We start from the raw sequence: 12575 nt of genomic DNA, 5'->3' as shown, positions 1-12575 counted from the left end.
TACTTAGCGGGCAGGCTGCTTAGCTACTCAACCAGCATATTGTTCGTTAAGTTCATTCACCATTTCATCTGCTTCAGGCTTGGTCGTGCAGCGTTTACGTACTAGCTCACCATCTCGTTGATCAGCGTCACGCATATCCACTACCCACCACTCTGGCTGTGCGTCAATTTCTATGCCTTCCTGAACTGCTCTGTAAACTATAAACGTCGCCATTATCCTCTCCTTGGTTTGTCAATCCGGTTGATTAATCCTTTTATAACGTAGCTTATGAAGCACGGGTTGAGTACCAAGCCTGCAGCTAACCAGTCGATTTTAAAAAACTTCTTAACATGTATTAGGCGTCTGACTGCGAGCTTGGAAATAACTACCCGGCGGTGCTAGCTTAAAATGGAGCTGGCGGCTCATGGTCTATTAATGAGAGGGAGAGAAAGGTATGGATAACCACACGCAAGGCCTTACAGGCAACGGATTGGACGTTATCAACATTTTAACGACCGATCATCAAGAGATGTTGGAGTTATTAACCCAGGTAGAAAACACTAACGACCCCAAGCAGCGCCGGGATTTAATAGATACCGCGATTGCTGAAGTGATGCGTCATGCGGTAGCCGAGGAAATGTATGTGTACCCCGCCATGGAGAAACATATACCTAATGGCCATGATGAAGTTGGACATGACAAGAAAGAGCATGATGAGTTGGTCAAGGTCATGAAAAAGCTAGAGGACGTTGATGCCTCTGATCCTTCTTTTATGACGCTTACTAAAGAGATGGAAAAACAGCTCCGCCATCACATCGATGATGAAGAATCCGACCAGTTTCCCAAGCTACGCACCCATATTCCTGGCAATGAGCTTATCAACCTGGGTGAAAAAGTCGACAATGCCAAGAAGCTGGCGCCGACACGCCCACATCCTAGCGCGCCTCATTCAGAGCTATTCCATAAGAGCGTTGGGCCTGGGGTAGGAATGATTGATAGGCTCCTGGATAAGCTTCAAGGGCGTCATACCGGTTAATACTTCCTAAGAGAGCGCTTCTATAGCCCCATGGATCATTCCCTGGGGCTTTTATGTGTCTATCGTCTTAATGGCAATGCCTCAGGGAGAGTGACGTGCTTTCCACTTGTCGCATTGAATTGTTAACCGTTATACGGCATAACAAGGCGGCAGAAATTTCCTTTTCAGAGATTGACTATGTCGATGTTTTTTAAGCGTCTTAACGAAGTGTCTTCGCCTACTATTGGGCTTGGCTGTATGAACCTGTCTCATGGTTATGGCCAGCATGTGCCGGAGATAGATGCCCTGCGTGCATTGCATGAAGCGTTTGAAATGGGATATCGACATTTTGATACCGCAACGCTGTATGGCGCCACGGCTAATGAACGCCTGCTCGGCAATGCCTTAAAAAATAAACGCCAAGAGCTGTTATTGGCTAGTAAGTGCGGTTTGGCCATTGAGGCTGATAGTGGAAAGCGGGTTATTAATGGGCGCCCGGAAATATTGCGCCAACAGTGTGAGGAAAGCCTTGCGCGTTTAAAGACCGATCATATCGATATCTATTACCTGCACCGGCTAGACCGCGAAGTGCCTGTTGAAGAGAGCGTCGGCGCGTTGGGTAAGCTGGTCGACGAAGGTAAGATTGGCGGCGTGGGGCTGTCTGAGGTGTCAGCACAGACTCTTCATCAAGCGCATAAAGAGTATTCGATAGCAGCAGTGCAGTCGGAGTACTCGCTCTGGACACGTAACCCGGAAATTGCGCTGATTGATGCCTGCCAAGAGCTTGATGTGGCTTTGGTGGCATTTAGCCCGCTTGGGCGTGGCTTTTTGACGGGTGCTATTCAGGCCGATACGGTGTTTGGCGAAGGTGATATGCGGGCTAATATGCCACGCTTTAATGCTGACAATCTGGCTAAGAACTTAGCGGTATTCTCACGCTTTCAGTCGCTCGCCCAATCGCTTGAAGTTACTCCCGCTCAATTGGCACTGGCCTGGGTAAAAGCCCAAGGTAGTCATATCGTTCCTATCCCCGGGACTTGCTCAGTCGCCCATATGCGTGAAAATCTGGCAGCTGATAGTCTGACACTAGACAGTAACCTCCTCCGTGAGCTCAATTCGATGATGACGCCTGATCAAATAGCGGGGGAGCGGTACAGTGCGGCGCAGCAAGTGGATATCGATACTGAGGAATTTAATCAGTAAGCAAAGCGCTGGGAATGCCTTTTTAATTGCATGGTTTGGCTAGTGCAGCTATTGCTTTCAGCAACCTTTGAGCTAGCATTCAGCAAAAGGTTGGCTATCGCCAGCCTGGTTCAGGAAAGCCGACATGATCAAAGGTTTTATCATCTGTTTTGCAGTGCTTTTTGTGCAACTCGCAGTACTGCATGTCGTTGATGCCAGGTTATACACTGCGCAGGATATTCGGCACACCGCGAGTACAGTGGTTACTCCGGCGAAAAATGATGACGAAGAAATAGAAAGCTAAAAGACGCCACTGGCGATAAGAACCATCGCCAGTGGCGGTTTACGTTACTGCAACACCATTATTCCAATACGCTGTTTAGCCATTGAGTAAACGAGGCCCAGGAACGCTCGTCCGCTCGCGCCTGGTAGCGGTCGCTGCCGAATACGCTGAATGCATGGGGGGCGCCTGAATAAATATTTACTTCATACGCTATCTCAGCTGCTTCTAACGTGTCCATGAGCGTAGTAACTTCTCCAAGACTGACGCTTTCATCAGCACCCCCATGCGCAATAAAGATCGGCGGCGTGGCTTGCGGGTAGTCTTGCCCTTCAGGCGTGGCTAGCCCGCCATGAAAGCTTGAGTAGGCTATAACATCATCCGCCTCGCCAGAGCGGGCTATTTCAAGCGCAGCGGCACCTCCAAAGCAGTAGCCGAGCAATACGGTTGATTCGGCAGCGCCTTGCTCCCGGGCCTGGCTTAAGCCTGCCAGGGTTAATTCACGCATTCGCGCTCTATCTTCATAAAGCTGGCTGGTAGCCGCTTGTTTGTCTTCGACTGCCTGGGGGCGATTTCCGGCACCGAAAAGGTCAATAGCAAACGCGTCATAACCTTCATTGGCCAGCATATCGGCTCGCTGGCGCTCATAATCATCCACGCCATCCCAGTCATGAATAATAAGTACCGTGCCTTTTGATTCGTTAACGGCTGAAACGTAATAGCCTTCAAACGCTTCATCGTTAACTGTATAAGCAATATCTTCACCCATAGGCGAGAAGGCAAACGCATTTGCGGCGTAACAAGTCAGTACCAACGATGAGAGAGAAAGTGTTTTAATCATTGTCAAAGTATCTCGGTCAGTCGAAAAAATAAGCATAGCTGACTATCCTTTCGTTAGAAAAAGGTTGGGTACTTTAGTTTCGGTACGATAAGGGCTTGCGTCTGGAACTTGGTGACGGCATGCTGGTCTATTGTAAGCAACATTATATGGGGAGCATTAAGAGATGGCTTATAACGACCTGAACACGGCACATACGCGATCAAGCGGTGTTGCCAACAGCGTAAGCACCAACAAAGTGCTACGTAACACTTACGCATTACTCGCAATGACACTGCTCTTCTCCGCAGTGATGGCAGGCGCATCCGTTGCAATGGGCGTCCAACAAATGAACATATTTGTGTTCTTTATTGGTGCTTATGGCTTGATGTTCCTGGTGCATAAAACGGCTAACTCAGCGGCTGGCTTACTGGCCACGTTTGCCTTTACCGGTTTTATGGGGTTCACGTTAGGTCCGATTATTTCAGCCTATTTGACGCTGCCCAATGGCGGCGCGCTGATCATGAATGCATTGGCGATGACAGGCATTACGTTCTTCGGCCTTTCAGCAGTGGCGTTAACCACGAAAAAAGATTTCAGCTTCCTGGGTAACTTCCTGATGGCTGGCGCGATCGTTTTGATCCTGGCCATGGTCGCTGGTTTAATCTTCAACATCCCGGCACTTTCATTGATGGTATCGGCTGGTTTTGTGCTGTTCGCATCAGCTGCGATTCTTTATCAGACCAGTGAGATCATTCACCGCGCCGGTGAAACGAACTACATTTTGGCTACTGTGACGCTGTATGTCTCTATCTATAACTTGTTTGTAAGCCTGCTGTCTATCCTGGGTATTATGAGCAACGACTAATTGCGATTAGCGGTTAGTAAACGGGCAGACCCTACTTGTAGGGTCTGTCTTTTTTTGGCTACCGGATTCGGATTTAACGCAATGGAGTATGGTTTGTTGGTGATGGGTGCGCCGTATACCAGTCAAGCGCCTCACTCTGCTTTGCGCTTTGCTCAAGCAGTCATCGCTCAAGGGCACCGTTTGGCGGGGGTGTTCTTTTATCACGAAGGCGTCCATAACGCCTCATCTCTTATGACCCCCCCACAGGATGAACTTAACCTGCGTGATGCGTGGGTTGAGCTTCATCACTTACACAATGTTGCGCTGGATGTATGCATTGCCGCAGCCCTCAGGCGTGGGCTTCTCAGCGAAGCAGAAGCGCAGCGCCACGGCAAAACATCGTTTAATCTGGAAGCGCCATTTGAATTAACGGGGCTTGGCCAACTACTCACCTTGCAGAAGCGCTGTGATCGGCTCATCACGTTTGCTTAAGAGGGCATAATGACTGATTCAGAAAATTTGCTGGTGATAATTCGGCATGCGCCGTATGGCTCTAATTTGCTCCGCGAGGGGCTAGATGCGGCGCTGGTCGCCGCCGCCTTTGGCCAACCTGTCGATTTGCTGTTTCTGGGGCAGGGTATAATGGCGCTGGTAAAAGAGCAGGGCAGCGGAGCCCCAGGGCAGAAAGCCAGCTTACCTACCATGGATATGCTGGAAATGTACGATATTGAGAACCTATGGACCTCTGAGGCCTCTTTGGCGGCCATTGGCGTACCTTTAGCTGCACTGCGTGATAACGTGCGCCTGTTGAAGCCTGAGGCTATGCCTGCGTTCATGCAGCAATATTCGCATGTACTTAATTTTTAGCGGAATACCTACCATGTTGCATATTTTAACTAAGGCGCCGGGTAGCGATGCAGCGCAACAGATGCAGCAAGCCGTTGGCTGCGAAGATGCAGTGCTGTTGATCGAAGAAGGCGTACAGGCGGTACTAAAACCACATTGGGAAGGCTGGCAGGACTATCACTCACGTATCTATTTACTGGCGGAAGACGTGTCATCCTGGGGGCTTGGCGAGCAGTTAGAAGCGCATGTATTTCCCACAGTAGATATGAACGGCTTTGTCTCCTTAACGGAGCACCACCTTCAGACCGTGACATGGTATTAATATGTCAGATGTGAAAATATACCGTTATCTTGATTCATCCAAAAAAATTGGCCTTGATCCCGAGGGATATCTAGTTGAACAGTCAGCGTGGTCGAAATCGGTCGCTGAAATGCTCGCGTCAGATGAAGGGCTAGTACTGACTGACGAGCATTGGGAATTAATCGACGTTGTGCGGGATTTCTACCAGCGCTATGAAATGGCGCCGGCCATGCGGCCACTGGTTAAAGCTACCAAGAATGCATTGGGTGAAGAGAAGGGCAAATCGATATACCTTATGACGCTGTTTCCCGGCAGCCCACCTAAGCGCATTGCACGCCTTGCCGGGCTGCCCAAGCCAACTAACTGCCTTTAAGCCGCCTCGCCTCGAGTACATACCGAGAGTACGACGGCGTCATCCGCACTGGTGGACACCAGTGCGTGGCCCATATCGCTATCAAAATAAATGCTGTCGCCTTCGGTAAGTATCAAAGGGGCATAAAACTCGCTGTAAAGCATGATATCGCCGTGAAGTACCATCAAAAACTCTTCGCCATCGTGGCGTACCCACTGGTGGTACTCGTCGAAGCTGCGCGCTCGTACAATGGTTTTAAACGGAATCATGCGCTTTTGCGCCAACTGATGGCCAAGCAGCTCATGTTCGTAGGTAGGGGTTGGGTGCAATTGCCCTTTGCCTTGGCGGGTAAGATCACGTCGGCCCATGGTATAGCGTTCACGCTTGGGTGGCGTAAATAGCTGGGGCAGGTCGATATTAAGCCCTGTGGTAAGTTTTTGAACCACGCTAAACGTAGGCGAGACCTGATCATTTTCAATTTTTGAAAGCGTTGAACGCGCTAGCCCCGTGCGCTGGCTTACATCTTCTAGCGTCCATTGGTTAGCAAGACGAATCTGTTTAAGACGCCCGCCCAGGCGCAGGGGTTCGACAAACGGCTTGCTGCCGGAAGCAATACGCAGCGCAGCATGTTCTTCAGAAGTGGCGGTCATAGGGATCACGTTGAAAACAGCAGTAATCGCCATAGTACCATAGCGCCAAGGCGTTCCAGGGCATTAGCTGATGCATTAATCGCCTTCTTTGAAAGGCAGCCCCAGCAGGGCTTTTAAATGGGCTTCGGCGCCGCTGCCTAGCGATTTGGGGTTGTAGCCACCTTCCAGTACGGAAACAACCCGGTTATCGGCGTACAACGTAGCAATTTCCATTGCCAGATGGGTCACCCAATAGAAGTCTTCATCATCCAGGCAAATATCACCCATGGGGTCATCGCGATGAGCATCGAACCCGGCGGATATCATCACCAGATCCGGTTTGAACGCGTGCAGGGCGGGTAGCCATTGGCTTTCGATAAGACGACGAAATTCGGGTCCCTCGGTACCGGCTTCCAGAGGTGTATTGACGACATTTTTCCATTCGCTGCGTAGATATCGCCATGGGTAGAACGGGTATTGAAAACTCGTGCAGATCAGCACATCAGGCTGGTCTTTAAAAATATCGATCGTTCCATTGCACTGATGAACATCGAAATCGAGTATGGCAATACGCTTGGCGCCGTAAGTTTCGCGGGCATGCGCAGCACCTACGGCGATATTATTGTAAAAACAAAACCCCATGGCATCCGTTGCTTCAGCGTGGTGGCCTGGGGGTCTTACCGCGCAAAAAACGTTATCTGCCTGACGTTTAAATACCTGGTCAACGCCTTTAACGACGGCACCTGCAGCTACCCGCGCAGCCTTTAAGCTATCCGGGTTCATCAGGGTTTCGCTATCCAGCGCTGCAATCCCTTCACTCGGCAAACACTTATCTAGAGCATCCAGGTGCCTGATTGGGTGTACTCTGATCAAGGCGTCACGGCTAGCTTCTTTGGCATCGGCTTGCATGGTCTGCTGTAATAAACCCGCAAGCGAAAGACGCGCGCGGATAGCTTCCAAACGCTGCGGGCTTTCAGGATGCTCAGGCCCCATATGGTGCAATGAGCAGTCGGGGTGGGTAAGGTAGGCAGTAATCATTCAAGCGCTCCATTGTATTGAGGCCACCTTAATCGCCTCCGGGGCTTGCGCGACAGTGTCAATAAGTCGTACACCGTCGCTATCTATTTCAGAGGAGGCTCACATTTGAGTACGCGCTTTTTGCATCATTTCTTTGAACCTCGCACGTTGGCGGTGTTCGGTGCCTCTGAAAAACCAGCCTCGCTGGGTGGACTAGTGCTCGGCAACCTGCAAGAAGGCGGCTTTAAAGGCACGCTGTGGGCGGTAAACCCCAAAGGGTACAACGCGGTATTGGACGTACCCTGTTTCAGCAGTGTAGCGGATTTACCCGAAGTGCCCGACTTGGCCGTAGTCTGCTCTCCGATTGCAGGCGTGCCTAGGTTAATAAAGCGCCTGGGGCAGTTTGGCGTTAAAGCCGCGCTTGTGCTTTCTGGCGGCGCCTATCTGGACCGCGATAGCGACAACAAGGGCTCTATCCGTGAGCGAATGCTGAAAGCGGCGCTAGCTTCGGGTATCCGCGTGCTAGGCCCGGAATGCATGGGATTGATCGTGCCGGGCAAGCACCTGAATGCTTCCTACGCCAGCCAGCCGGTTAAAGCAGGTCGCGTGGCGTACTTAGGGCAATCAGGCATGCTTGCCAACGGCATGATTGATTGGGCAGCGGGGCGTGATGTCGGGTTTTCGCATTTAATCACCGTTGGCGATAGTGTGGATGTCCTGTTACCGGATCTGATCGATTACGTCAATCAGTTTTCCCCCGCCCAGGCAATCTTGTTGCACCTGGAGCGCATCACCGATGCCCAGCACTTTATGACCTCCGTGCGGGATGCTTCGCGTAACCGCTTGGTACTGGCGATAAAAAGCGGCCGGACACCGCAATCGGATATTTCCGGCATGGCGCCTACGCCCGGCATAGCCAATCGCGATGTGGTGTTTGATGCGGCATTCGCGCGCGCCGGGGTAGTGCGGGTCGATGATTCCGATGAGCTGCTGGATGCGCTGGAAACGCTTTCGCGCATGAAACCGCTGCGTGGCGATCGGCTTGCCATCGTTTCCAACGGCTTAGGCCCGGCAATGCTGGCGATTGATAAGTTGATTAGCGCTGGCGGTAAGCTTGCAGAATTTAGCCCGGAAACCCAGGCCGCGCTGCATAAAAGCCAGGTCGATATGAGCAAACCGGGCGAAAATCCAGTAGACCTTGGCGGTAACGCAACGCCCGAACGGTTTGTTGAAGCGCTGGAGATTGTCGCAGCCGATAGCAACGTTGATGCCGTGCTAGTGGTTCACGCCCCGACACGCCTGGCCCCTTCGGCGATCACTGCTCAGGCATTGATAGATAACCGTAAGCAATTTCGGCGAAACTTGCTCACAAGCTGGATGGGCCTGAAAGAAGCGCTCAACGCGCGCCACCTGTGTAATGGGGCAGGCATTCCTACCTATATTTCCCCTGAGAAAGCCGTTAAAGCGTTTATGCATATGGTGGATTACCAGCGTGTTCAAGCTTTGCTGCACGAAATTCCCCCAAGCTTGCCGTTTTCAACCAGCCCAGAAATACGCGCTCAGTGTCGGGCGCTGATTGCTCAGGCAAAAGAGCAGGGCCGGCAAACGCTTACCCACTCAGAAACGGCTCAGGTGTTGGAGGCGTACGGGATTCCAACGGCGCCAAGCGTCTATTTGACCAATCCAGATGAAGCCGAAACTGCGGCGCAACAAATTCAGGGCCCCATGGCCCTCAAAGTCATACACGAAGGTAATTGCCGGCCTTACCGATACCGTAAGCATCCCCACAAAATTTCCGCAGGCTTGCTGCAAGACCTGGAAACGTCCAGCCAGGTTGCCCAGGGCATGCGCCAGTTGGGTGACAAAGTGCAGGAGAAGTTTCCGCAGTACGCCATTCGCGAGTATTGCCTTCAGCCCATGCAACGTGGCAAGCACTCCATGCAGATTTGTGCGGGTATTACCCGTGATCCGGTTTTCGGCCCGTTAATCGTGTTTGGTATTGGTGGCTACAAAGTTAATATTTTGGCCGATCGACAAGTGGCACTGCCGCCGTTGAATATGAGCCTGGCCGCCGACATGGTGGGTAGAACTCACGCGGCATCGTTGATTATCGAGCACTCAGCAGAGCCTGAACGTGATATCGAGCGGTTATGTCAGCTGCTGGTCAAACTCTCTCAGATGGCCTCGGACTTAGTCGATCTGCGTGGCCTTGAGATTAATCCGTTACTGCTAAACCGTGACGGCGTGCTTGCCGTGGATTTTGCGCTGGACTTAGGCGCCCCGGCGCGTTTTGCCATCATGCCTTACCCGGAGGAACTGCGCGAATGGGTGACGCTTAAAAACGGTTGGCAGGTAGAGGCACGACCTATTCGGGCCGAAGATGCGCCGTTGATTACCACGTTTCATCGCCAGCTCTCTGAAGAAAGCATTCGCTTTCGCTACTTTCACAATAAATCCAATCTGACCCAGCGCGATTTATCGATACTTTCGCATATCAATTATGATCGACAAATGGCGTTTATCGCTGAACATCAGCACGCCGATGGCAGTAAACAAATGCTGGGCGTCGTGCGGGTATGGAACGACCCTGACAATATACGCACCGAGTTTTCAGTAATTATCCGCGATGATCTGCAGGGGCTGGGGATTGGCAGTTTGCTAATGAAGAAGATGATCGACTACTGCACCCATATTGGCACGCTCGAAATGATCGGCAAAATCATGGTGGACAACCACCCCATGCGCGCGCTGATGAAGCACTTGGGATTCAAATGCCGTTACAACATGGAAGAGCAGGTGATAGATGCCGTGCTGCGCTTGAACGAACCCGAAAGCGAGTGGCAGCGCCACCGCCTGGAAAGCTTGCCCGACTAACCAATTCAGCAATCATCGCCAGAATGAATCAGGCCTGCATGAATCAGGCCTGCATAGTTAGCAGGCCTGATCTTATTTGGCTTCAGCTTTACGGGGCCAGGCGGAATTGCCCCCACTCACCGCCATCACGGCGCTCAAAGCGGATACGGTCGTGCAGCCGACTAGGCTGCCCCTGCCAAAACTCAATCATCTCGGGAGAGAGACGGTAGCCGCCCCAATGAATAGGCCGGGGTATTTCTTGACCCTCATAGGCTTGCTCAAAGCGTTTTTGACGCTCTTCGATCCAGTGTCGGTCAGGAATCACAACGCTTTGCGTGGCAATCCACGCGCCCAGCTGGCTGCCGCGCGGGCGGCTGGCAAAGTACTCATCCGACTCTTCAAGGGCAATCTGTTCAACCGGGCCTTCGATACGCACCTGGCGCGCAAGCGAGGGCCACCAAAACGTCATGGCGGCAAACGGAACGTTACTCAGCTCGCTGCCTTTGTGGCTATGGTAATTGGTAAAAAACACCATGCCACGCTCGTCAAAGCCCTTGAGTAACACTACGCGTGCGTGAGGGCGCCCTTGGCTGTCAGCCGTTGCTAGCGTCATGGCATTAGCGTCTTTAGGCTCCTGTTCCATGGCAAGGCTGAACCATTCATCAAACAGAGCGAAGGGCCCTTGGGCTGTGTGCGCCTCATCAAGCCGCCCACCTTCGTAGTCACGCCGGATGTCGGCAATATTACGGGTCATTAGCAGATCTCCCCTTAAATTTTATTTATGTTGGCTACTCTTCATATAAAGCTCAAGCGCAGATACTACCGTTTGGCTTGGCGCTGTTGCCGACTACGAAAGCGCGCATAACCCATACAGCCTATAAACAGGGCCAACGATACCAAGGCCTCTATACCACCGCGCACCGTTTGCCCAGGCACGGCGGCCAGCATAACGCCTTGAGTAAAGTACAGAAGGCTCACAAAGGCGAGCCAGGCATGGCCACGGGCACGTTGGCCAATAATAGAAGGTAAGAAAAGTACCAACGGTAGTACAAAGGCCACCACAGGGCGCCAATCAACCGCATCGCCCTGAATTAAAAAACCTCGGACAATCACCAGCAACAACAGTATGGCAAAGCTTAGAAGCACGCACTGCCGAAAGCGAAGTGCCAGCGTATCCAGTCCGTAACGTTGCTCAAGCCCTTCCAGCCACTCTCTCATGACGCCTCCTGACGCATCGCGTTCAGGGCCCGGGCAAGCTTGGCTATACGCTTGCCCTGGGCCACGCACAGCTCGCGCTCCTGATGATCGACAGAGCGGTCGCTGCGTGTACCCGCTAGGTGGCTTGCACCGTAAGGGGTACCGCCCCCCTGAGTGCTTAACAGAGCTGTTTCGCTATAAGGAATACCCGCATACACCATGCCGTGATGCAGTAAGGGCACCAGCATGGTGAGAAGGGTGCTTTCCTGGCCGCCATGCAGGCTTGACGTAGAAGTGAACGCGCAGGCGGGCTTATCCACCAGGGCGCCGTTCATCCACAGGCTGCTGGTGGTATCCAAAAAGTATTTTAACGGGGCAGCCATATTGCCAAATCGTGTGGGGCTACCCAGGGCCAGTGCGCTGCAATTGCGCAGATCATCGAGCTCCACATACACCGCCCCCTCGTCAGGAATTTCCGGGTCAACCGCCTCACAGGTGGGTGATACGGGCGGCACGGTACGCAGGCGTGCCTGTATACCCGAAATACTTTCAATACCCGCCGCCATTTGCCGAGCCATTTCAGCCGTGGCCCCTGAGCGAGAGTAATAAAGCACCAATACGTAGGGGGTGGTGTCACTCATAATATTTCCTTGGTCCTGAAAGAGGGCTCAATAAATGCTATCGCTTAGGTGCTTATGGTATCAGAGCTACCTGCCTGGTGAGAGGTGGCATAAGCAGATGACTGAATTCAGATAATCTGACATACACCCACGCGCTACTGCCATCCGCCAGCTGCTTTTCGATCCGCTCATAGCGAATCCCCAGGCGTTCATAGCGGTCGAGCCGAGCCAGCTCCTGGTGCGTTACGGTTAACTTTAAACCCTCGACATGGCTCTCAGCTTGTCGCGTTAGGTTCAATCCATCACGCTCGTAACCTTCCAGTACGGCGGCTTCGGGGTTGCCGGACCCACCAAAAACGAGCCAGCGGATAGCTGCATAACGTAGCGTTCCATACACAAACAGCTGATGCGTGCGTTGCTCTACCGTCTGTCCGTCATCGGGGGGCGAATATAACCAGGGGCTTAACATCGTAAGCCACAGCCATGTGGCAGCTGCCAACACTAATAAACCCGCTATGCTGATCACTTTTTTGACCCAGGCCATTGGTTAACCTTTAATAACGTTGGATGTATAGCTTGGCGTGCGGTTTTAATCGAGGCAAGCCTTGAGCAATCTACTTAAGCAATGCGCCAGGGTTTG

The 12575-nt window shown here is 52.2% G+C and carries 17 protein-coding genes; 9 read left to right on the top strand and 8 right to left on the bottom strand.

Translation table 11 applies throughout. The features are described from left to right. Positions 1-27: 27 nt before the first annotated feature. Positions 28-213, bottom strand: coding sequence for a hypothetical protein (locus tag ACT3R7_RS06770; protein WP_192539889.1), 186 nt, complete (start codon positions 211-213; stop codon positions 28-30). Between the two features lie 220 nt (positions 214-433). Here ACT3R7_RS06770 and ACT3R7_RS06765 point away from each other — a divergent pair, with 220 nt between their 5' ends. The 3 genes from ACT3R7_RS06765 (at position 434) to ACT3R7_RS06755 (ending at position 2480) form a co-directional block, all read left to right on the top strand. Then, positions 434-1015 carry a hemerythrin domain-containing protein gene (locus ACT3R7_RS06765; RefSeq protein WP_193092444.1) on the top strand — a complete coding sequence of 194 codons (582 nt, stop codon included), beginning with the start codon at positions 434-436 and terminating at the stop codon, positions 1013-1015. Positions 1016-1192: 177 nt separating this feature from the next. Continuing rightward, positions 1193-2197, top strand: a complete 1005-nt coding sequence (locus ACT3R7_RS06760) for an aldo/keto reductase (RefSeq protein ID WP_192539442.1) — start codon at positions 1193-1195, stop codon at positions 2195-2197. 124 nt (positions 2198-2321) lie between these two features. Further along, on the top strand, positions 2322-2480 hold the full coding sequence (locus tag ACT3R7_RS06755) for a hypothetical protein (protein ID WP_192539441.1): 159 nt from the start codon (positions 2322-2324) through the stop codon (positions 2478-2480). A 58-nt stretch (positions 2481-2538) separates the two neighbouring features. Here ACT3R7_RS06755 and ACT3R7_RS06750 read toward each other — a convergent pair whose 3' ends face one another. Next, positions 2539-3333, bottom strand: coding sequence for a dienelactone hydrolase family protein (locus ACT3R7_RS06750; protein WP_193092445.1), 795 nt, complete (start codon positions 3331-3333; stop codon positions 2539-2541). Positions 3334-3460: 127 nt separating this feature from the next. On the opposite strand from ACT3R7_RS06750, the gene ACT3R7_RS06745 reads away from it, so the two are divergent. The 5 genes from ACT3R7_RS06745 (at position 3461) to ACT3R7_RS06725 (ending at position 5640) form a co-directional block, all read left to right on the top strand. After that, complete coding sequence (locus tag ACT3R7_RS06745) at positions 3461-4141, top strand: Bax inhibitor-1/YccA family protein (protein ID WP_192539439.1); 681 nt, start codon at positions 3461-3463, stop codon at positions 4139-4141. Between the two features lie 81 nt (positions 4142-4222). Continuing rightward, the gene (gene tusD, locus ACT3R7_RS06740; RefSeq protein WP_018916161.1) at positions 4223-4612 is read left to right on the top strand and encodes a sulfurtransferase complex subunit TusD; all 390 of its coding nucleotides are present in this window, start codon (positions 4223-4225) and stop codon (positions 4610-4612) included. A 9-nt stretch (positions 4613-4621) separates the two neighbouring features. Further along, entirely contained in the window at positions 4622-4987 is a 366-nt protein-coding gene (tusC, locus tag ACT3R7_RS06735; RefSeq protein ID WP_193092446.1) for a sulfurtransferase complex subunit TusC, read from the top strand. A gap of 13 nt (positions 4988-5000) precedes the next feature. Next, positions 5001-5288, top strand: coding sequence for a sulfurtransferase complex subunit TusB (gene tusB, locus ACT3R7_RS06730; protein ID WP_192539436.1), 288 nt, complete (start codon positions 5001-5003; stop codon positions 5286-5288). 1 nt (position 5289) lies between these two features. Next, positions 5290-5640 carry a TusE/DsrC/DsvC family sulfur relay protein gene (locus ACT3R7_RS06725; protein ID WP_193092447.1) on the top strand — a complete coding sequence of 117 codons (351 nt, stop codon included), beginning with the start codon at positions 5290-5292 and terminating at the stop codon, positions 5638-5640. Here the strand turns inward: ACT3R7_RS06725 and ACT3R7_RS06720 are convergent. Both ACT3R7_RS06720 and ACT3R7_RS06715 read right to left on the bottom strand, forming a co-directional pair. After that, a complete protein-coding gene (locus ACT3R7_RS06720; RefSeq protein ID WP_192539434.1) occupies positions 5637-6269 on the bottom strand; it encodes a helix-turn-helix domain-containing protein in 633 nt (210 codons plus the stop codon). The genes ACT3R7_RS06725 and ACT3R7_RS06720 overlap by 4 nt on opposite strands. 75 nt (positions 6270-6344) lie before the next feature. After that, positions 6345-7286, bottom strand: coding sequence for a histone deacetylase family protein (locus ACT3R7_RS06715; RefSeq protein ID WP_192539433.1), 942 nt, complete (start codon positions 7284-7286; stop codon positions 6345-6347). Between the two features lie 105 nt (positions 7287-7391). Here ACT3R7_RS06715 and ACT3R7_RS06710 point away from each other — a divergent pair, with 105 nt between their 5' ends. Further along, the gene (locus tag ACT3R7_RS06710; RefSeq protein WP_193092448.1) at positions 7392-10139 is read left to right on the top strand and encodes a bifunctional acetate--CoA ligase family protein/GNAT family N-acetyltransferase; all 2748 of its coding nucleotides are present in this window, start codon (positions 7392-7394) and stop codon (positions 10137-10139) included. An 88-nt stretch (positions 10140-10227) separates the two neighbouring features. Here ACT3R7_RS06710 and pdxH read toward each other — a convergent pair whose 3' ends face one another. The 4 genes from pdxH to ACT3R7_RS06690 all read right to left on the bottom strand — a co-directional run bounded on the left by pdxH (position 10228) and on the right by ACT3R7_RS06690 (position 12479). Continuing rightward, positions 10228-10872, bottom strand: coding sequence for a pyridoxamine 5'-phosphate oxidase (gene pdxH, locus ACT3R7_RS06705; RefSeq protein ID WP_192539431.1), 645 nt, complete (start codon positions 10870-10872; stop codon positions 10228-10230). Between the two features lie 65 nt (positions 10873-10937). After that, positions 10938-11336 carry a DUF2069 domain-containing protein gene (locus ACT3R7_RS06700; protein WP_193092449.1) on the bottom strand — a complete coding sequence of 133 codons (399 nt, stop codon included), beginning with the start codon at positions 11334-11336 and terminating at the stop codon, positions 10938-10940. Beyond that, a complete protein-coding gene (wrbA, locus tag ACT3R7_RS06695; RefSeq protein ID WP_193092450.1) occupies positions 11333-11956 on the bottom strand; it encodes an NAD(P)H:quinone oxidoreductase in 624 nt (207 codons plus the stop codon). The genes ACT3R7_RS06700 and wrbA overlap by 4 nt, the downstream gene beginning before the upstream one ends. Positions 11957-12008: 52 nt before the next feature. Then, positions 12009-12479 carry a gamma-glutamylcyclotransferase family protein gene (locus ACT3R7_RS06690; RefSeq protein ID WP_192539429.1) on the bottom strand — a complete coding sequence of 157 codons (471 nt, stop codon included), beginning with the start codon at positions 12477-12479 and terminating at the stop codon, positions 12009-12011. Positions 12480-12575: the final 96 nt, after the last annotated feature.

It is taken from the genome of Halomonas sp. AOP43-A1-21 (genome assembly GCF_052376775.1).
Taxonomy (GTDB): domain Bacteria; phylum Pseudomonadota; class Gammaproteobacteria; order Pseudomonadales; family Halomonadaceae; genus Vreelandella; species Vreelandella colorata.
Note: the sequence above shows the minus strand (reverse complement) of the source record. Positions and strands in the feature narration are given on the sequence as shown.

Bases quoted from the DNA above. Each gene is read 5' to 3' on its own strand.
- ACT3R7_RS06770 (WP_192539889.1), bottom strand. From the start codon at position 213: ATGGCGACGTTTATAGTTTACAGAGCAGTTCAGGAAGGCATAGAAATT.
- ACT3R7_RS06765 (WP_193092444.1), top strand. From the start codon at position 434: ATGGATAACCACACGCAAGGCCTTACAGGCAACGGATTGGACGTTATC.
- ACT3R7_RS06760 (WP_192539442.1), top strand. From the start codon at position 1,193: ATGTCGATGTTTTTTAAGCGTCTTAACGAAGTGTCTTCGCCTACTATT.
- ACT3R7_RS06755 (WP_192539441.1), top strand. From the start codon at position 2,322: ATGATCAAAGGTTTTATCATCTGTTTTGCAGTGCTTTTTGTGCAACTC.
- ACT3R7_RS06750 (WP_193092445.1), bottom strand. From the start codon at position 3,333: ATGCTTATTTTTTCGACTGACCGAGATACTTTGACAATGATTAAAACA.
- ACT3R7_RS06745 (WP_192539439.1), top strand. From the start codon at position 3,461: ATGGCTTATAACGACCTGAACACGGCACATACGCGATCAAGCGGTGTT.
- tusD (WP_018916161.1), top strand. From the start codon at position 4,223: ATGGAGTATGGTTTGTTGGTGATGGGTGCGCCGTATACCAGTCAAGCG.
- tusC (WP_193092446.1), top strand. From the start codon at position 4,622: ATGACTGATTCAGAAAATTTGCTGGTGATAATTCGGCATGCGCCGTAT.
- tusB (WP_192539436.1), top strand. From the start codon at position 5,001: ATGTTGCATATTTTAACTAAGGCGCCGGGTAGCGATGCAGCGCAACAG.
- ACT3R7_RS06725 (WP_193092447.1), top strand. From the start codon at position 5,290: ATGTCAGATGTGAAAATATACCGTTATCTTGATTCATCCAAAAAAATT.
- ACT3R7_RS06720 (WP_192539434.1), bottom strand. From the start codon at position 6,269: ATGACCGCCACTTCTGAAGAACATGCTGCGCTGCGTATTGCTTCCGGC.
- ACT3R7_RS06715 (WP_192539433.1), bottom strand. From the start codon at position 7,286: ATGATTACTGCCTACCTTACCCACCCCGACTGCTCATTGCACCATATG.
- pdxH (WP_192539431.1), bottom strand. From the start codon at position 10,872: ATGACCCGTAATATTGCCGACATCCGGCGTGACTACGAAGGTGGGCGG.
- ACT3R7_RS06700 (WP_193092449.1), bottom strand. From the start codon at position 11,336: ATGAGAGAGTGGCTGGAAGGGCTTGAGCAACGTTACGGACTGGATACG.
- wrbA (WP_193092450.1), bottom strand. From the start codon at position 11,956: ATGAGTGACACCACCCCCTACGTATTGGTGCTTTATTACTCTCGCTCA.
- ACT3R7_RS06690 (WP_192539429.1), bottom strand. From the start codon at position 12,479: ATGGCCTGGGTCAAAAAAGTGATCAGCATAGCGGGTTTATTAGTGTTG.